Raw genomic sequence first — 19,074 nt, forward strand, 5'->3', positions numbered from 1 at the left:
CAATGGGTTTAATGACGTTGGAAACCTATGTGCCTGGGCGATCGCCAATTCATGGTTGGGAGCCTCGACAAAAACTGTTTAGTCTGATGGCGTTGATGTTTGCTTTGGCCATGGTGCAGCAAGCTTGGTTAATGGTGCCCATGGTGAGCGTCACTGTCTTGCTTTATTGGTTGTCTGGCTTACCCCTGAGTTTTTTACTGCAACGGTTGAGTTACCCCGGTTTATTTATTCTCACAGCGGTTATTCTCCTCCCCTTTGTCAGTGGGGAAACAGTGCTGGGGCAGTGGGGCTGGCTCACCATTCGTCAGGAAGGATTGACGGCTATGGTGCTCATTGCGGGAAGGTTTTTCTCCATTCTTACCCTGGGTTTTATTCTCTTTGGCACCACTCCTTTTTTAACCATGGTTAATTCCCTGCGCCGTTTAGGTTTGCCTCCCCTGATGGCAGATATGGCCCTATTGGCTTACCGTTACCTCTATGACATTGGTAATACTTTCCGTACCATGCACCAAGCAATGCAACTGCGGGGCCTAGGACAACAACAGCAAAAACGGCGATCAATACAACAGTGGGCTTTTTTGTTGGGCAATCTTTTACTACGGAGTTATGAACAGTCCCAACGGGTTTACCAGGCCATGGTCCTGCGGGGTTATGGCCAAGCTGTATCTCCCCAGCCTAGCCCTAGGACGGAGGGAAAATGTTCAACGGGTTTAGGTTTAACGGTAATCGTATTGGCGATCGCCGTTGGTTTTGTGGTGGCGGAGGTGAGCCTGTGACGGGAACCAATGTGCGGGCCATGGACCGGAGCCAAGAAAAGGAAGCAATTAAGTCACCCATACCACCGGCAATTAGGGTGCGGGAATTATCCTTTGCCTATGGCGGACAAACTCCAGTACTAAACAATTTAGCTTGGCAAGTCGCCCCAGGGGAAAGGCTAGGCATTATTGGCCATAACGGTTGTGGCAAAACTACCTTATTTTTACTGCTTTGCGGACTGTTAAAAGCTAGCGCTGGCACCATCCAGTTATTGGGCCAGGCCCTGGAAGCGGGAAAATTTTTGCCTGAAGTGGGTTTCCTGTTTCAAAATCCCACAGACCAACTATTTGCTACCTCCGTTTGGGATGACATTGCCTTTGGGCCACAAAATATGGGCTTATCCCCGGCTCAAGTGACGGAGAGGGTTAACCAAGCGGCGGAGTTAACTGGCATTACTTCTTTGTTAGATCGTCTACCCCAACATTTATCCGGGGGGGAAAAGCAAATGGTGGCGATCGCCGGTTTGTTAGCCATGGCCCCGAAAATTTTACTCTGTGATGAACCCACCGCTAGTCTGGATATTAAAGCCCGCCGTCAGTTGATTAACTTTTTGGGGCAGTTCCAGCAAACGTTACTAATTTCCTCCCACGATCTGGAATTTGTGCTGGAAGTCTGCAACCGGGTCATAATCATTGACCAAGGGCAGATTGTCGCCGACGGCCCGGCCCAGGAAATTATGGCCGACCAAACCCTGATGGAAAGCCATGGTCTGGAAAAACCCTATTCTCTCCGTTAAAGGCGATCAGCAAACTGTGGGGAAAGCTCAGCTCCGGCTTCCTAGAATTCCTGCATAATCAGATAGACCGGGTCGAGAGAAGTTAATGGGCACTAATCCAAAGGGTTTCCTGGCTGATAATTTCTCCGTTATTCCGTAACCACACCAGGGTGATTTTTTCCACAGTGCCATTCACCAAAGTCACCAGGGAAAAATTACGGGCAGCGGGCAAACCGTCTTTTTCCGTTTGGATGCGGGGTACACAGGCCGCATTCAGATATACCGTTCCTTGATGATCCACATAAACCCTCTCCCGCAGACGATCCTGACGATGTCTAAGGCGATGGTGCATATGGCCGAAGGTCACCAATGGTACCTGTTTACCCTGCTCCCGCACAGAGGCGATCGCCCAGGCCAGATCCGGATCGCCAAAATCGCCGCCGATGGGATTCCAATCCCGACCACAGATGGATTCGGCATGATTTCCTAAGCCGGTGGGACCATTGTGGGCCAGAAAAATTAACGTTTCATGGGGGCTAGCCAGGGCCGTTGCGGCAATGTGGGTTTGGGACTGGGCAAAACTTTCCATGCCATATCGTTCCCGCATAAACTGTTTATTCTTCCATTCATTGCCCCCCCAGGTAAAAGGCCTGCCCCCCACCACCGAGAGGCTAAATTGCTGAAAATCCCGGCGGCCATAGCTAACATCTGCCAACCCCAGGAGTTCCTGCTGAGCTTTCACCCGGTCTTCTTTTTGGCGATCGTAGGGGCACTTTTTGCGCCCCCAATCGGAGGCGGTGAACCAAGCATCGTGGTTACCAAATACCGTTGCCTTGGGAATGGGTAAGGAGGCAATCAAGCTGACCACCGGCAATGATTCGTTGCCAAAATCCCCCACAAATAGTGCCAAGTCTACGCCGATCGCCTGGAGAGCTTGGTGGTCCGCCAATTCCCATTGTTCATGGATATCCCCCACAACGGCCAGGGTAGTGGTTGCGGTAGGTTGGGGGGCCATCAGCTCTCTTCGCTTTCCGACATTTCTGCCAATTCTTCTTCCCCAGAAGGAGGCACTAGGGCCACAGCGGCGATCGCATCATCGGCATCTAACCTTTGTACCCGCACCCCAGTGGCACTACGGGATTGGGGGGAAATATCGTTCACGGACTGGCGGATAATAATGCCCCGGTTGGTGACAATCATCAACTCGTCATCGGCGTTGACCACATGGAGGGCCACTAGCTGGTCATCTTTGGATTTAAAGCGGATCGCTTTCACTCCCAGGCCGGCCCGATGTTGCAAGCGGAATTGACCAATGGGCACCCGTTTGCCGAAACCCTTCATGGTTACCCCCAGCAACCAGGGGCCAGGATTGTCGCTTTCTTCCAAAATGGCATCGGTATCGCCCCCTAAGTCCTCATCCGGCTCATCTTCGGAACCAACGGCAATATTGGCCACCACCTGGCTCGGCAAAATATCCATACTGATCAGCGCATCCCCAGACCGGAGCCGCATGGATTTAACCCCCCTGGTGGCCCGACCGAGGGCCCGCAGTTCATCCTGATCCGCTTTGAAATGGATAGCCATACCCTTTTGGGAACCGATAATGACGCTATCTTCCGCTTTGGCTAAACGAACCCAACGCAATTGATCCCCTTCCACCAAGGAAATGGCGATTAACCCATTGGCCCGGATATTACTAAAAGCCGAGAGGGCAGTTTTTTTGATGTAGCCCTGTTTGGTCAGCATGATGAAATAGGTATCATCGTCAAATTCTGAAACAGACACTAGGGAGGTAATTTTTTCATCCTTGGGGATGGGCAACATCTGCACAATGGGCACCCCCCGGGCCGTGCGGGAAGCAATGGGAATTTGGTAAGCGTTGAGGCTATAGACCACCCCCCGATCGCTAAAGAACAGCACTTTATCGTGGTCACAGCAGGAAAGGAAATGCTCCACTCCATCGTCATCTTTAATCTTGGCGGCGGCTTTACCTCTGGTGGCACGGTTTTGGGTACCAAAGGTGCTGGCGGGCATCCGTTTGATGTAACCCTGTTCCGTCAATAAAATTAGGGCTTGGTCATTGGCAATTAAATCCGTGTCAATTAATTCCCCATCTTCTTGGACAATGACGGTGCGGCGGGGAGTGGCGTGAATAGCCTTAATTTGCTCCAATTCTTCTTCGATGATGGCATTAACCCTTTCCCGGCGGGCCAAAATATCTTGGAAATCGGCGATTTTGGTTTGCAGTTCATCATGTTCAGCGGTGATTTTATCCGCTTCCAAAGCCGTTAACCGGCGCAGTTGCATTTGCAAAATGGCATCGGCCTGCACTTCGGAGAGGGAAAAGCCTTCCACCAGTTCCGTTTTGGCAGAGGCCGTGTCCGCCGCTCCCCGAATCAGACGAATGACCGCATCCAGGTTATCCAGCGCAATCAACAATCCCTGGAGCAGATGATCCCGTTCTTCCGCTTTCCGCAATTCGTAGCGGGTACGGCGGGTAATGGTTTCAATGCGAAATTCCCAAAAGACAGTGAGGAATTTTTTAATGGTGAGAACTTCAGGAGTGCCGTTAACCAGCGCCAACAAATTCGCCCCAAAGTTACTCTGGATGGGAGTTTGTTTGTAAAGATTATTGAGCACCACCCGAGCGTAGGCATCCCGCTTCAGTTCAATGACAATGCGCATACCATCTCGATCGCTCTCGTCCCGGATGTCGGCAATGCCGTCAATTTTTTTATCGTTAACCAGATCCGCAATGCGTTCAATTAAAGCGGCTTTATTGGTTTGGTAGGGTAGCTCGGTGACGATAATGGCATCCCGGTCAGGCCGCCCAGGATGTTCCATGGTTTCAATGGAGGCCACCCCCCGCATGGTGATGGAGCCCCGGCCGGTTAAATAGGCTTCCCGAATGCCCGATCGCCCGAGGATCTGGGCCCCGGTGGGAAAGTCCGGGCCGGGAATAATCTGCATTAATTCCTGTTCGGTGATTTCGGGGTTACGAATTAAGGCGATCGCTCCGTCGATCACTTCCCCGAGGTTATGGGGGGGGATATTGGTGGCCATGCCCACGGCAATGCCGGAGGAACCGTTAATCAATAGTTGGGGAATGCGGGCCGGGAGAACGGTGGGTTCCTGTTGGGAACCGTCAAAGTTATCAATGAAATCTACGGTTTCCGCCTCAATGTCCCGCAATAACGAGTTGGTGGAAAGGGGTCTAAGGCGAGATTCCGTGTACCGCATCGCCGCCGGGGGATCATTATCCACGGAGCCAAAGTTCCCGTGGCCGTCAATAAGCGGTTCCCGCATGGAAAAGTCCTGGGCCATGCGCACCAAGGCATCGTACACCGCCGTATCACCGTGGGGATGATATTTCCCCAGCACTTCCCCCACCACCCGGGCACATTTCCGAAAGGGGCGATCGGGGGTCAGCCCCAGCTCGTACATGGCATAGAGAATGCGCCGATGGACTGGCTTCAACCCATCCCGTGCATCGGGTAACGCCCGCCCAACAATCACACTCATGGCATATTCCAGGTATGACTGTGACATTTCGTTTCTGAGGTCAGTCGCAATCAGGCGATCGGGCGAGTCAGTCATGCAATTACTCCAAGGCAGTTTGAAAGGTTTGAGTTGGGCTCCAATTCCCCCCAAGGGGAACAGATAACAGGGCTCAAAACAGCCTCTATTCTACCATTGGCCAGGGTGGGAGCCTCCACAGCCCTAATGCCCTCTCCGATTGCTCCTCAATTTTCACTCTAAAGTTTGTTTGAAAAGTCCCCTCCTCAACGTTAAGGGGAAACCGCCTGAAATTTACCTAGTATTGCCCGAGCTTCCGTGGGTCGTTTTAGAGGACAGAATAAAACTCTGCAAACAAATTCTGAAAAATTATCTCTTATGGGAAAAAAACTTGGCGATCGCCATGGTGAATCAATTAAATAATTACCACCCTTATCTGATTTTGGTTGTTGGAAGTCAAATGGCGATCAACACAAATAAAACCTAGTTTTTGTCAGGTAAAGTCGATGTAATTAAATCTAAAGCATCATTGATTAGGGCACTGTAATCGACCATTTTAGCCAATTCTTCACTGGAATAGCGACCTTCAAAAGCTTCCGCCGCCGCCCCGGCCAGGGCAATTCGATAGGCATCAGTTAAGGCTTCCCTCAACTCTTCTGAAGATAAATAGGTGCCCCCTGCTTTGCGCCGTCGATTAGTTTTTTGGATTTCGTCCACTGAATTGGCGATCGATAAATCCCACGAGCGGGTACTGCGTTTTTCCGCCTGTCGTTTAATCAAATGTAGTAGAAGTATCTTGGCATAACTACTAATTTTATTAATCTTATCGTCCCTACTCATTTCCGTCATTTCCTCCACCAACACCAGAGCATCAGAAACATTCCCTTGGGACAATAACGTTTTCAGTTCTAACAATTCTTCCATTGCTTTTCTCCCATAAACTAACTATCTGAATTTAGACCAACAAATAACGCAGGCTAGGCGTAGGGATCGCCAAACAAGACGAAGGAACTGGTAATTTCCCGCAAAATTTTATCGGTCACTTCCCCCAGGGCCACTCCCCCCACCGATCGCCGGCGGAAAGAACGGAGCACCACCAGGTCAAAGGTGTGGGAGACCCGCACAAGCACCTTAGCGGCATCGTCATGGCAAATGACTTTAATGGGATAGTCCGCCGTGGCCCGACATTGGTTTAGAAACCGTTCCATTTCCGTTTTAAACGCTTGCACCTGTTGTGGGGAGGTGTTGTGGGGACAAACATGGAGCAGGGTAACAATGGCTCCGTTGGTTTCCGCTAAGCGCTGGGTGAACTGGAATAACTCCAACGTTTGGGGGGTGAGATTTTTGATGGGGAAGAGAATGCGATGGAAAGAACGGGGGTCAGACAATAACCGCATCACCGCCACGGGACAATGGGCCGACCAGAACACACTGTCAATGGTGCTACCGAATAATTTAGCCCGTAAACCAAGGGTTTGTTGACTCCAACCCATGATGATTAAGTCCGCATTTTTTTCCCTGGCAGTATGGCTAATGGCCCGGGCCACATCATCATCAATGCGGAGGGCTGGGTGGGCATCGACTTTCAGATTGGTGGCCAGTTCCGTAGCCTGTTGCAGTAACAGCTCATTTCTAGCTAACCGGCTGGTTAACCCAGGATCATCCATGTGCACCGGCGCTTTGGCGATCGCCAGGGGAATCACCACCCCACTTTCATGGCGGGCGATCAGGGCTCCCATTTCCAACAAATAGCTCAAGGTTTGGGGATTTTGGGTGGGCACCAATACGGTGAAGGTAGAAGCCTTGGGGGGGATTAGGGTTACGGCCCCATTTTCCTCGGGGTCGTCTAAATCTTCTGTCAAACTGGACAGAGTATTGGGAATCGGAATTTTGGGGGCAAATTTAGCCGTCATCAACGGGCCAACGATAGACGTAATCAGCATTAAAACAATGATGGTGTTTAACACCGTCTCCGACACCAGGCGATCGCCAGCGGCATTAACTGCTTGGTATCCGGCCACCGCTGCCGCCAATGTAGCCGCCACCTGGGGAATGGAGAGGGACCACATGGTTAAACCCTCCACCCAGGTATAACCTAGTTTCCATTGGGCTAAAATCGCCGCCACCCCTTTGGAGAGAATTAACCCCACCACAATGGCCACCACCAAAGGGAATAGAGTGGTCAAAGTCACCAAAAAAGCCGGCAGATCCAACAGCAGCCCAATGCCAATGAAGAAGAATGGAATAAATAGGGTAGTTCCTAGGAATTCCACCTTTTCCTTTACGGGGCTGTTGCCCAGCACATCATTTACCGCTAGCCCCGCCAGAAATGCGCCGACAATTTTGTCCACATTGATTAACTCTGACCCCACTGAAGCGAGGAACACCGCCAGCAACACAAAGAGAAATTGGTTACTCTGTTCATCCCCGGTGCGACGAAAATATTCCCGTCCCGCCCAATCAAAACCAATTAAAACCAAGGCACTGTAAACGGCGATCGCCACCAATTGCACCACCAAACCCGCTGGGGAAAAACTGCCACTGTGGATGGAAATACAAATGGCTAAAACCAATAAAGCGGCAATGTCAGTGAAAATTGTGGCCCCAATGGTGACCATCACCGCTTGATTTCGGACTATGCCCAATCGCTGCACAATGGGATAACCCAACAAAGTATGGGAAGCAAACAGAGAGCCGAGCAACACAGACGCATTGAAGGAATAGCCAAAGGTCAACCCCACCGCCAACCCCGTCAGCAATGGCACCGCAAAGGTGAGGGAACCATACAGTAGCGAACGGTTCCTGGTCCGGCGGAAATCCACCATGTCAATTTCCAGCCCCGCTACAAACATCAGGTAAATTTTGCCGATGTCGGTGAAGAGTTTGATGCTTTCCGAATCTTCATTCAGCACCCCCAAACCACTTTTGCCCAACACAATGCCGGCAAACAAAAGTCCCACCAGTCCTGGTAATTTCAAGCGCTCAAAAATGGGCGGCAGGATCAGGGTCACCAATAATAAAATAGTGAAGTCAATTAAAGGGTTACTCGGAATTGGTGCGAATAGGCCATCCATAAAGTGGGTGGAGATTGTTTAGGTCATAGGCAAAAGCCATCGGCATCATCATACCGTTCCGGCTCCCGATCGCCATTTCTCTTCCCTTTCCCCTAGCCGGTTTTGCCATTGCGCCCCTTTCCCCCTTTATCCCCATGCGTAACCAGTATTTTTCCCTCATCAGCCCAGCCCTATGGCCTGCTGTAGTCCCCACCCTGGCTAGTGTTTACCTAGGAACTCTGGTCATATCCTCCCCGGCGATCGCCCTAGATTGTGCTGAAATAGGGGCACTGGCCCAACGCAATTCCCGTTGTTGGGAAAGTTTGCCCTCCATCATGGGCCCCAAGGCTGACAATGGTGACCCCCATAGTCCCAGTACCACTCCCGCTATAGATGCTGGCGATGGACTGCAACCTTTTCAAGGCGTCTGGAAATTCGATTATGAAAAAACCATGGAAGCCCACAGAGAAAGTCCCGACTATAAGCCAGAGGAAGACATGGAAGCATTATCTGGACTGCTGAATCTAATGTTTGGCATGGTTTCCCTGAAAATTAGCGGAAATCAATTGCAAATGAGCGCTGCTGACAGCAATGAAGTTATTACCACCATCGACTGTGAAGTGGATTCCGCCACCGCCACCGTGGTCACAGCCCAATGTACCAAGGACGGTGAAACCAAAACAATCAAATTTGAGAATATTTTGCCTGGGCAATATATGAGATTTAATGCGGTGGGGGAAAACGATTGTCCCTACTGTACTTGGCGTCGGGTGGAGCCATAACTACCCGGTGAAGCTGTACCCTAAACCTTGGTAAGCAGTTAGTCTAGCTAGCAAAACCGCCAGTATTAAAGCCAATTAACCGTAAACCACACAAGCTATCGAGAAAATCGCCCATTATGACCCTCAATCTCTACTTTTTGCGCCACGGCGAAACCACTTCTAGCCAGACAGGGACCTTTTGTGGCCGCCTGGACATTGACCTCACCAGCCACGGTTACCAGATGGCCCACCAATTTGCCGAAGCCTACAAGGATGTGAGCTGGACGGCTATTTTTGCCAGTCCCCTGCACCGCACCATGGCCACTGCCACTCCCCTAAGTAAATTGATTAATCTCCCCATTCAAAAACGGGATGGTCTGAAGGAAATTGCCTATGGGGAATGGGAAGGAAAAACCCCGGCGGAAGTTAATCAACAATTCCATGACGATTATGTGCGCTGGTTAGCCGATCCAGGTTGGAATGCTCCTTCTGGGGGAGAAAAGGGCATTGATATTGCCCGCCGTAGCTCGGAGGTGCTAGAAGAAATTGAACGAACTTTTACCACGGGGAATGTGTTGGTGGTGTCCCACAAGTCCACCATCCGCATTATGCTCTGTAGCTTGCTGGGCATTGACATTGGCCGTTTTCGAGACCGCATTGGTATGCCTGTTGCGGCGGTGAGTATTGTCACCATGTCCGAACATGGTCCTCTGATTGAAGTCATGGGCGATCGCTCCCACCTCAACCAGGACTTGCGCGATCGGTACGGCACTTAAGAAAATATCACCCAGGTAATTACAGGTAATTAAACGATTAAACCCATTCAAATTCATTGGCTGTTGCCATGGCTTCTTCCTCAGGGGAAATTTTTTCTGGGCCATGTTTTTGAAAGGTTGCAACGTTTTGAGACCTTCCCCTTGGCTTAACCCAGGTTGAAAGCCGCAATGGGGCCTTAGGATGAACATATTTGCTATGCGATCGCCTAGTTTGCCATGAGTCACCGTGTTCTAGTTGTGGAAGAGGAAGAAAAGTTAGCCCGATTTATGGAGTTGGAACTCAAATATGAAGGCTACGATGTCAGTGTGGCTAGGGATGGCCTAAAGGGCTTTACCCAAGCCCAGGAATTTCCCCCCGATTTAATCATTGTGAATGGAGCCCTGCCGGGCATGTCCGGTTTAGAGCTATGCCGGAGGTTAAGGGAAATGGGCAGTCGCATTCCCATTATTCTGATCACCGCCAAGGACGACGTGGAAGAACGGGTGATGGGGTTAGATGCCGGTGCCGATGACTACATTGTCAAACCCTTTAACTCCGATGAATTTTTTGCTCGCATCCGGGTGCAATTGCGCCGCACCCACACCACCAGCGATGAAGTATTGCAATTCGCCGATCTACGTTTCAATCGCAGTACGAGGGAAATCCAACGGGGCGATCGCCTGATTGATCTCACCGCCAAAGAATTCGAGCTGTTGGACTATCTGCTCTCCCATGCCCGCCAGGTGTTGACTAGGGAACAAATTTTAGAGCGGGTCTGGGGCTACGACTTTATGGGGGATTCCAACATCATTGAGGTCTATATCCGTTATCTGCGGTTGAAGTTGGAGGCGGCGGGGGAACCTCGTTTGATTCAGACAGTGCGGGGGGTGGGCTACGTACTAAGGGATTAGGGGTATGGAACTAATCATTTCCTGGCTACGGTTGTCCTGGCAGGTATTGGCCATCAATGGCGATCGCATTGCCTGGAACACTTTTTTGGCTATTATTCCCCTGGTGCTAAGCGTTTGGTTATTCCGTTGGCAGAATTCCCAGCGCCAACCATGGCCCCGATCGCCGTTGTGGTGGGTAATTTTTGCTGTGTTTGTGGCTTTTTTACCCAATGCCCCTTACATTTTGACGGACATTATCCACTACTTCAAGTTAGTACGGCAGGGGATACCGACTAGCGTCATGATTTTCACCGCTACGCCCCAATTTTTTCTCTTTCTAAATGTGGGTTGGCAATGCTATGTCATGTCCTTGCTCAACGCCGGTTATTATCTGGAGCAACGGCAATGGTCCGCGTGGATTTTCCCCATGGAGTTAATGGCCCATTTGTTGTCGGCGATCGGTATTTACCTGGGTCGATTTCTGCGGTTAAACAGTTGGCACGTGGTCACTGATCCCAAAGATGTGGGGCAAAATTTAGCCCAAAGCCTTTCCCATCACCGTCCCCTCTTGGCTATTAGCGTTACCGTGGTGATTCTGAGTGTTTTTTATTGGTTCACTAAACAGATTAACCTCGGGTTAGTACTACGATGGCAACAGGTTCGTCGTGGTGCCCCATAGGCCAACGAAAGCATTAACCCAATGGAATGGCAACAATTACTCTCCCGCAAGCGCCTCGGTAAACAACAGTTGGAGGAGCATCAGTTTGAGCGCACCTCTTTTCTGAAAGATTATGACCGCATTGTCTATTCCACCGCTTTCCGGCGGCTGAAGGATAAAACCCAGGTTTTTCCCCTGTCCAAAAATGCCGATGTCCGCACCCGGCTGATTCACAGTTTAGAAGTGTCCTGTGTGGGGCGTTCCCTAGGGCGCATGGTGGGGGATCAAATAATTAAACGCCATCAACTCCAGGCGATCGAAGCGGCGGACTTTGGTGATATTCTCTCGGCGGCCTGTTTAGCCCACGACATTGGTAATCCCCCCTTTGGCCATGCGGGGGAGGACGCCATCCAAACCGCTTTTCAAAAATGGTATGCCCGCAAAAATCGTTCCGGTGCCTTGATTAATCCCCTGGAAAAAGCTGACTTTGACCGCTTTGAAGGCAATGCCCAGGGCTTTCGGATTTTAACTAGGCTTGGTCTACCCCATCGCCCAGGGGGACTGCAACTAACCTGTGCTACCCTGGCCACCTTTGCTAAATATCCCCGGGAATCCTTTATTCCCCAACGTACCCTGGCCCGTCATCCCGGCAAAAGTTTACAAAAATATGGTTTTTTCCAAGCTGAAAAGGATCTATTCACTGAAGTGGCAGAAACCGTGGGTCTCATCGGGCGATCGCCAAAGGTTGCTTGGTGGTGTCGCCATCCCCTCACGTTTTTAATGGAGGCGGCGGATGATCTGTGTTACTCCATTGTCGATTTGGAAGATGGTTTTCACATGGGCTATCTCCCCTTTGCAGCGGTGCAAGATAAACTCCAAAGCATTGCTGACATTGACCTGAACCAATACGAAGGCAGTCCAGCAGAAACCATCAAGCGACTGCGGGCCAAGGCCATTAATCGACTGGTGAAGGAAGTTGCTCAACTTTTTCTTGACCACGAACCGGATATTTTGGCAGGGAAATTTGACCAATCCCTAGTGGAGCTAAGTCGCTTTTCTCCCCAACTCAAGGAAATTGAAACCATGACCACCAATGCGGTTTTTCACCATCCCAATGTGGTGAGAATTAAAATTGCTGGCTTTGAGGTCCTGGGGGATCTACTAACCGATTTTTTGACCTCCGTACTGGAAAAACAACCCCGTCCGAAGGGAAAATTGCTCAAATTTATGTTGCCTCCAGAGCATCAAATAGCCCCCGATGAAGATAATTACAGCAAAATTCTGAAAGTAACCGACTACATTGCCGGTATGACGGATTTACAAGCTACTCTGCTTTACCAGCAACTGCGGGGAATTTCTTTGTAAACTCCCATCAAAAGATCAATGACAGTGAGTAAGGAGGAATAGAAAAAATTGGCTAGACTTTTAGGAAGATTTTTCCTGAGAAAAAATAGGCAAGGGATTGACGTTACGATAGCCACTATTGGGACGGGGTTGTTTTTGAATTTCCTCCTTAATACTGTCAAGATCCACGTAACGGTCGGACACATTAATTAAACTGTCGCTGGTCATGGAACGGAGACTCACCACTTCAATGCGCGCCCCCCGATAACTGACCGCATCGGCCGCATAGGCCAAATCCCCATCGCCACTGACCACCACTGCGGTGTCATAGGAACCCACCAGGGACATCAAGTCCACGGCAATTTCCACGTCTAAGTTAGCCTTTTTAGAACCGTCTGGTAATTGCACTAAGTCTTTGGCAATGACTCGGTAACCATTGCGGCGCATCCAAAGTAAAAATCCCTGTTGTTTTTCGTTACTACGGTCTACTCCGGTGTAGAAAAAAGCCCGCAATAGGCGGGAGCCGCCCGTTAAACAGTGCAATAGCTTGGTGTAATCAATTTCAATGCCCAACTGTAATGCGGCGTAAAAAAGATTGGAACCATCGATGAAAATGGCTACCCGCCCCCGGTTTTCTAATAACTGATCCGGCGTAAACAGTGCATCCTGTTCAAAGTCCTCAAACATGGTGTTCCTAAATGACTAAGTTGTAATTTAAAGGGGTTTTAAAAAATTTTTTCAAGGGGAAAAGGCGGGAAAGTTATAAAAATGTTAATTTTTGTTAAAAAATCTTAAAAAGATTGAAATTGACCTAGGGGGTCAGTTTTTGATTCTACTCCTCTGCCGGTAACTCCAGTTTGGTAAAAATAGGTTGGGCAGGGGGCAGATTTTGGTTCGCACCCAATTGGCCCCAGGATTGGTGACGGTTGAATTCTTCCGCTTGCTCCAACGGCGATCGCCACTGGTCAAAGTCCCAGGTAAAACCTAGCTGTTGATAAATTTTGGTACTCAGGCGGGGAACAATGGGGGAAAGAAGATAGGCCGAGAGCCGAATGGATTCCAACACGCTGTACAGCACGTCTTCTACCTCCTTCTGACTGCCCTGTTTAAATAATTTCCAGGGGGCCATGTCGTCAATATATTTATTCCCAGCCCTCACCAGAGTGAAAATTGCTTCACAGGCATCAGTAAAGGACAGCCTTTCATAGGCACTGCTCACCTCTTCTCCCAAATGACTGCCCAGCGCTTTGAGGGGATTATCCGGGGCTAAATCCGTGGCCATAACCTGGGGGCCTTGACCCTGGCAGTACTTTTTCACCATACCGAGGGTGCGATTGAGCAAATTACCCAGGTCGTTGGCCAAGTCAGCATTGAGCACATTAACAAACCGTTGTTCATTAAAATCCCCATCTTTACCAAACTCAATTTCCTTGAGGAAATAGTAACGGAAAGCATCCTCCCCGTAGCGGTTAATTAAATCCAGGGGATCAACGGTGTTGCCCAAACTTTTACCCATTTTTTGGCCATCTTTGGTGAGAAAGCCATGGCCAAAAACCTGGGCGGGGATCGCTAATTCCGCTGACATTAACATGGCGGGCCAATAGACTGCATGAAAGCGCAAAATATCTTTGCCAATCAGGTGTAGATTAATCGGCCACCACTTAACCAGAGCGTTAGTTAAATTTGGTTCTTCATCTTCATCCAAGAGAGCGGTGACATAGCCCAAAAGAGCGTCAAACCAAACGTAAATGGTATGGTTGGGATCATTAGGGAGAGGGAAACCCCAGTCCAAATTGACCCGGGAGATAGAAAAATCTTGCAATCCCTGGGCGACGAAATTCAACACCTCATTGCGACGACTACTGGGTTGAATAAATTCCGGTCGTTGGGCGTACAGTTCTTCCAAGGGGTGTTGATAGCGGGAGAGGCGAAAAAAATAGTTTTCTTCATCCCGCCATTCTGCCTTGCGGTTGGGGTGCAGGGGGCAATGGTTATCTTCTAATAAATCTCTTTTTTCCTTAAATTCTTCGCAAGCTACACAGTACCAGCCCTGTTGTTGGGCCAGATAAATATCCCCTTTATCCCAAACCCGTTGAAAAAAATCTTTGACAATGGCTAAATGGCGGGGATCGGTAGTACGGCTAAAGCGGTCGTAAAGGATATTGAGCGATCGCCAGAGTTCCTTAAACTTGACTACGGTGCGGTCACAATGGGTTTGGGGATCAAGCTCTTGGGCTTCGGCGGTACGTTGAATTTTTTGCCCATGCTCGTCGGTACCAGTGATCATCAACACGTCATAGCCCTGTAATCTTTTAAAGCGGGCCAGGGTGTCCGCCACCACCGTGGTGTAGGCACTGCCCAAATGGGGCACATCATTAACGTAGTACAGTGGAGTGGTAACGGAAAAAGTGGGTACGGAAGAATCAAGCATTCGATCAAAAAAATTTGTAAAAGTGCTATGGAGAATATTCAGTTTGGTTAACCACCATGCTCAGAATGGTCAACGATAACGGTTACTTCTCTAATCTCCAGAGGATAGATTCCCAAGGGGAATTGTTAAGTAAACCTTGTTATTGTCCTTAGAAATTCTTATCAATAAGGCTAAAAATAGACTCTTAAAAATATGTTGAGATTAACAATCTTAAAAAGCGGGGGACTTCAGTCTAGCAAACACCAAACTTTAAGCAAGTTTTTCTCCATAATATCTTAAGATGTGAAGCCCTCTACCTCTTTTTTGGAGCAAGTTCCGTCCCTACACCCGATCAGGATAAAATGAACTGCTAGCCCCACTGCTTCTTTCTGACAAGGAATTTTCATGAAACCGTATTTAGCCGCTGCCCTGCAAATGACCAGCCGCCCCAACCTCACCGAGAATTTACAAGAAGCAGAGGAGTTGATCGATTTGGCGGTGCGCCAGGGGGCAGAATTGGTGGGTTTGCCGGAGAATTTTGCTTTTTTGGGCAATGAAACTGAAAAGCTAGAACAGGCAACGGCGATCGCCACGGCGACGGAAAAATTTTTACAGACCATGGCCCAACGGTTCCAGGTGACTATCCTGGCGGGGGGCTTTCCCTTTCCGGTGGCAGGGGAAGCAGGCAAAGCCTATAACACAGCTACTCTAATTGCCCCCAATGGGCAGGAATTGGCCCGGTACCACAAAGTGCATTTGTTTGATGTTAATGTGCCCGACGGCAATACCTACTGGGAATCGGCCACGGTGATGGCTGGGCAAAAATATCCCCCAGTGTACCACTCCGACAGCTTTGGTAATTTGGGGCTGTCCATTTGCTACGACGTTCGTTTCCCTGAATTGTATCGTTACCTTTCCCGCCAAGGAGCAGATGTTCTGTTTGTGCCCGCCGCTTTCACTGCCTACACCGGCAAGGACCATTGGCAAGTGTTGCTCCAGGCCCGGGCCATTGAAAATACCTGCTACGTCATTGCCCCGGCCCAAACTGGTTGTCATTACGAAAGACGGCATACCCATGGGCATGCCATGATCATTGACCCCTGGGGAGTGATCCTGGCCGATGCGGGGGAAAAACCAGGGTTGGCGATCGCCGAAATTAACCCAGACCGCCTCAAACAGGTGCGCCAACAAATGCCTTCGCTGCAACATCGGGTATTTGTCTGAACACAAGTTGCAAGGCCGTTCCCGGACAGTCCATGGCCCTAGGCGCAGAAGGAAAAACTAGCTTTTGCGCCATTATTTGGGCAGTTTGTCCTGGGGCATAAACGGGAAAAACCCATTGGGATCAAGGACTTGGGCGACATTAGTTAACCCATGGCCATTATCTAGCAAAGCTTAATTAATAGTTAAGAAAACCTGATACAGTCCGTCGAGAGTGTTAATTTCTTAGTCTCAGCAGGTCACTGCGGCCTGAAAAGTTCGTCAGCGGCGTTGTTTTCCTTGATTAATTACCTAAGCTATCTAAGGACCAACACGACGTAAATGGGCTTGACTGCCATGGGGATCAGCGCTAAATGCTACTGGGAGTAATTTTTGCTTTCTTTTACTTCGACTTTATAACTGTGTTTTATTTTACAAATCCTACAGGAATTCTATTGTTTTTTAACGCTGCAATTTGACCTATTTAGCCCGATTTTTGAGAAATCCTCTTTAATAAGTATCCTGAGCAATCACCATGATCATGCATACCCGACTGATCCAAGCCCCCCAAATTCTCACCAAGCAGACCATCCATTGCCCCAACTGCGGCAGCCATGCCGTCCGTCAACAATGCTTGATTGAAAAAGAAGTTGTCACCGAAACTGCTTGCCCTGTGTGTGACTATCTCTTGGTGAACTGCCAACGTACTGGCAGAGTAGTGGATTCTTATCTTTGTTTGAATGCCAAGCGTTAGCAACTAATATTTACCGTCCCTGGTCGCTGGGCTGACACTTTTCTACCTGGGCAGTCCAAAGTACCATCTGCTTCATTGCTTCCCGTAGCACGGAGGCCCCCAGGTCACTGTTGTTGACCATAAAACTGAATGCCACTGTGCCCCATTGCTGGTTTTCCACATAGCCCGTTAAGGAAACCACCCCTGTGAGGGTACCTGTTTTACCCCGCATTTTGCCCACCAGGGGAGTATCGGCGAAACTACGTTCCAGGGTGCCCGATCGCCCAGCAACGGCCAGGGATTGTTGATAAATGGTCCCCGTTGATTTTTGGGTTTGGTTAATTAAAAGTTGAACTAAGGCTTGGGGCGTCACTAGGTCTTGACGGGAAAGTCCTGAGCCATCCCGTAATCTGACCGTGGTGGTGGCTAGGCCTAGTCTTTCCACGTAGGACTGCCAATCCGTAGCCTGGGAAGGGGGCTGAATGGCATTGAGCAACGCTTCAGCGTAGAGGTTATTGCTGTCTTGGTTGACGGTTTTAATCAGTGTCCACAGGGGAGGGGAAGTGAGAGCCAGCAAAGGGGCCGGGGCGATCGCCTTGGTGTTGGCGCTAACGATCGAAGTGCTTACAGAAATGCCTTGTTCTGCTAACTTTTGTTGCAAACTGGCGAGGAAATATTGCTGGGGATCAGCCACAGCTAGGGTGATGGAACGGGTTTCCCCTGCGGGGGGCAGGCCGCCAGTGATAACCAATTGCCGTTGACCAAAAATCTGTTGTACCTGGGGAGGTTGGTGTGGATCAACGGCCGTTTCGGTCTGGTTAATGATCTGCCATTGTGCCCCAGCAATGGGATCGGACCAGGTGGGGGTCAATGGTTCCCCCAGATTTTGGGGCGTGAGGGTAAGGATCACTTGATTGCCAGTCAAAATTGCACCATTAACCGGGGGAGCATAACCGTAGTGCAAATCATCCCACTCCCAACTGGGGCGTTGGTAATCCTGGGGGGCAATGGTATCTACAAGTTCCAATTCTTCGATCGCCGTCACCCCCCTATCTTTTAAACCCTTGGCGATCGCCGTTAGGTCATCTACGTCAAAACTGGGATCGCCGCTGGAGATAACTTGGACTTTTTTGCCCCCGTCCCGTTGATAAACTTGGGTGGTAAAGCGAAAATTTGGCCCCAATTCCTGAAGAGCCATGGCGGTGGTAATTAATTTTTGGTTGGAGGCGGGAATAAAAAAACGGTCAGCCTGATATTGGTAAATAGGCTGGGAATCTGTCAGAGGTTGAATGGCAATGCCCCATTGAGCTCGGCTCAATTCTGGTTGTTGTAAATGGCTTTCCAGCTTTTGTTGTAAATCCCCTACGCAGAGGCGATCGGCCTGGGCCCCTACCCCCGTAGTGAGACAGAGGTAAAAAATCCCCGTTCCTGTCAGTTGGAGCGGCAATGGGTCCAGATATTTTTTCCATTGAGACAGCAAAACCAGCGCCATGGTTGGGTATTCCCCTAATCTGTAATTGCTTTGAGCAGTACATCACTCAAGCTCATGCCCTGCATATCTTCCATGGTGACGGTATCCACAATGTCGAACTTCGCTCCGGCCGCCTGTAATTGATCATCTAAAGCCTGAAAAAAGGCCGTTGCTTTTTTATCCCTGCCCACCTGAATCAACGAAATCGCTAACTCCTCATCCCGGTCAATTTTTTGGCTCGCTTCTAAAATTAAACGGATAACTGCTTTGCGGTCAGTGGGTTCCCCGTCGGTAATAATCAGAAAAGTTTCCCCATTGGGTTTAGTTTGTCCGGCCTGCCGTCGTTGGAAAAAATTGTCCAGGCCATCCTTGAGGGCACCGGCCAGATCAGTGCGCCCCATGGGTTCATTGTTGGCGTAGATGTAAGCAACTTTCTCGGCGGTAACATTGTCATAACGACGGAAGCGGCCAGAGAATAGATAAACGGTGATGCCGTCGGAGTCAATTTCTTCACATTTTTTCGCCAGGGCAATGGTCGAAGCTTGGGCTATTTCCCAGCGAGTGGGGCCATTGGGATCATCAGCGGTGGCCATGCTACTGCTTTTATCGATCATTAGGGTGTAGTCTCGGTTTTCGATGACAGCTTCAGCGCTCATAATCCTCGTGGGGCAATTTTGCAAACAATGGCGGTTTTTTCTCTTTTAGCCTATTACAACTTTTTGGAAATGTTCTTAAGATTGCATATTTCCTT

At 49.7% G+C, this 19,074-nt stretch carries 17 protein-coding genes; 9 read left to right on the plus strand and 8 right to left on the minus strand.

The genetic code is table 11. The features are described 5' to 3' along the window. The first annotated feature begins 2 nt into the window (after window positions 1-2). Window positions 3-776 (plus strand): cobalt ECF transporter T component CbiQ, encoded by a 774-nt coding sequence (cbiQ, locus tag H6G46_RS04150; protein WP_010873610.1) that lies wholly within the window; start codon window positions 3-5, stop codon window positions 774-776. Then, window positions 698-1,552 (plus strand): energy-coupling factor ABC transporter ATP-binding protein, encoded by an 855-nt coding sequence (locus tag H6G46_RS04155; protein WP_010873609.1) that lies wholly within the window; start codon window positions 698-700, stop codon window positions 1,550-1,552. The genes cbiQ and H6G46_RS04155 overlap by 79 nt, the downstream gene beginning before the upstream one ends. Before the next feature lie 82 nt (window positions 1,553-1,634). Here the strand turns inward: H6G46_RS04155 and H6G46_RS04160 are convergent, their stop codons facing one another. The 4 genes from H6G46_RS04160 to H6G46_RS04175 form a co-directional block, all read right to left on the minus strand. Further along, the gene (locus H6G46_RS04160; RefSeq protein WP_010873608.1) at window positions 1,635-2,546 is read right to left on the minus strand and encodes a TIGR04168 family protein; all 912 of its coding nucleotides are present in this window, start codon (window positions 2,544-2,546) and stop codon (window positions 1,635-1,637) included. Further along, window positions 2,546-5,128: a DNA topoisomerase (ATP-hydrolyzing) subunit A gene (gene gyrA / locus H6G46_RS04165; RefSeq protein ID WP_010873607.1), complete on the minus strand. Its 2,583-nt coding sequence runs from the start codon at window positions 5,126-5,128 to the stop codon at window positions 2,546-2,548. Before gyrA ends, H6G46_RS04160 begins: the two co-directional genes overlap by 1 nt. A 402-nt stretch (window positions 5,129-5,530) precedes the next feature. After that, window positions 5,531-5,971, minus strand: coding sequence for a DUF29 family protein (locus H6G46_RS04170; RefSeq protein WP_010873606.1), 441 nt, complete (start codon window positions 5,969-5,971; stop codon window positions 5,531-5,533). Between the two features lie 53 nt (window positions 5,972-6,024). Then, window positions 6,025-8,121, minus strand: coding sequence for a cation:proton antiporter (locus tag H6G46_RS04175; RefSeq protein WP_010873605.1), 2,097 nt, complete (start codon window positions 8,119-8,121; stop codon window positions 6,025-6,027). 134 nt (window positions 8,122-8,255) lie between these two features. On the opposite strand from H6G46_RS04175, the gene H6G46_RS04180 reads away from it, so the two are divergent. From H6G46_RS04180 to H6G46_RS04200, 5 genes are all read left to right on the plus strand, one after another. Then, window positions 8,256-8,882 (plus strand): hypothetical protein, encoded by a 627-nt coding sequence (locus H6G46_RS04180; RefSeq protein WP_010873604.1) that lies wholly within the window; start codon window positions 8,256-8,258, stop codon window positions 8,880-8,882. A 116-nt stretch (window positions 8,883-8,998) separates the two neighbouring features. Then, window positions 8,999-9,637: a histidine phosphatase family protein gene (locus tag H6G46_RS04185; protein WP_010873603.1), complete on the plus strand. Its 639-nt coding sequence runs from the start codon at window positions 8,999-9,001 to the stop codon at window positions 9,635-9,637. 216 nt (window positions 9,638-9,853) lie between these two features. Beyond that, the gene (locus tag H6G46_RS04190; RefSeq protein ID WP_010873602.1) at window positions 9,854-10,528 is read left to right on the plus strand and encodes a response regulator transcription factor; all 675 of its coding nucleotides are present in this window, start codon (window positions 9,854-9,856) and stop codon (window positions 10,526-10,528) included. A 4-nt stretch (window positions 10,529-10,532) separates the two neighbouring features. Then, the gene (locus H6G46_RS04195; protein WP_010873601.1) at window positions 10,533-11,186 is read left to right on the plus strand and encodes a DUF1361 domain-containing protein; all 654 of its coding nucleotides are present in this window, start codon (window positions 10,533-10,535) and stop codon (window positions 11,184-11,186) included. Window positions 11,187-11,207: 21 nt separating this feature from the next. Beyond that, the gene (locus H6G46_RS04200) at window positions 11,208-12,530 is read left to right on the plus strand and encodes a deoxyguanosinetriphosphate triphosphohydrolase (protein ID WP_010873600.1); all 1,323 of its coding nucleotides are present in this window, start codon (window positions 11,208-11,210) and stop codon (window positions 12,528-12,530) included. A gap of 60 nt (window positions 12,531-12,590) precedes the next feature. On the opposite strand, the gene H6G46_RS04205 is transcribed toward H6G46_RS04200, so the two are convergent. After that, the gene (locus H6G46_RS04205) at window positions 12,591-13,196 is read right to left on the minus strand and encodes an NYN domain-containing protein (protein WP_010873599.1); all 606 of its coding nucleotides are present in this window, start codon (window positions 13,194-13,196) and stop codon (window positions 12,591-12,593) included. A 145-nt stretch (window positions 13,197-13,341) separates the two neighbouring features. After that, window positions 13,342-14,976 carry a methionine--tRNA ligase gene (metG, locus tag H6G46_RS04210; RefSeq protein ID WP_256363830.1) on the minus strand — a complete coding sequence of 545 codons (1,635 nt, stop codon included), beginning with the start codon at window positions 14,974-14,976 and terminating at the stop codon, window positions 13,342-13,344. Between the two features lie 348 nt (window positions 14,977-15,324). Between metG and H6G46_RS04215 the strand changes: the two genes are divergently transcribed. After that, window positions 15,325-16,143, plus strand: coding sequence for a carbon-nitrogen hydrolase family protein (locus H6G46_RS04215; RefSeq protein WP_010873597.1), 819 nt, complete (start codon window positions 15,325-15,327; stop codon window positions 16,141-16,143). Window positions 16,144-16,654: 511 nt separating this feature from the next. Continuing rightward, window positions 16,655-16,873 (plus strand): hypothetical protein, encoded by a 219-nt coding sequence (locus tag H6G46_RS04220; RefSeq protein WP_223211285.1) that lies wholly within the window; start codon window positions 16,655-16,657, stop codon window positions 16,871-16,873. A 10-nt stretch (window positions 16,874-16,883) separates the two neighbouring features. Here the strand turns inward: H6G46_RS04220 and dacB are convergent, their stop codons facing one another. Beyond that, window positions 16,884-18,344 carry a D-alanyl-D-alanine carboxypeptidase/D-alanyl-D-alanine-endopeptidase gene (dacB, locus tag H6G46_RS04225; protein ID WP_010873596.1) on the minus strand — a complete coding sequence of 487 codons (1,461 nt, stop codon included), beginning with the start codon at window positions 18,342-18,344 and terminating at the stop codon, window positions 16,884-16,886. A 14-nt stretch (window positions 18,345-18,358) separates the two neighbouring features. Beyond that, on the minus strand, window positions 18,359-18,979 hold the full coding sequence (locus H6G46_RS04230; protein ID WP_010873595.1) for a VWA domain-containing protein: 621 nt from the start codon (window positions 18,977-18,979) through the stop codon (window positions 18,359-18,361). Window positions 18,980-19,074 lie beyond the last annotated feature (95 nt).

It is taken from the genome of Synechocystis sp. FACHB-908 (assembly GCF_014698595.1).
Classification (GTDB): Bacteria; Cyanobacteriota; Cyanobacteriia; order Cyanobacteriales; family Microcystaceae; genus Synechocystis.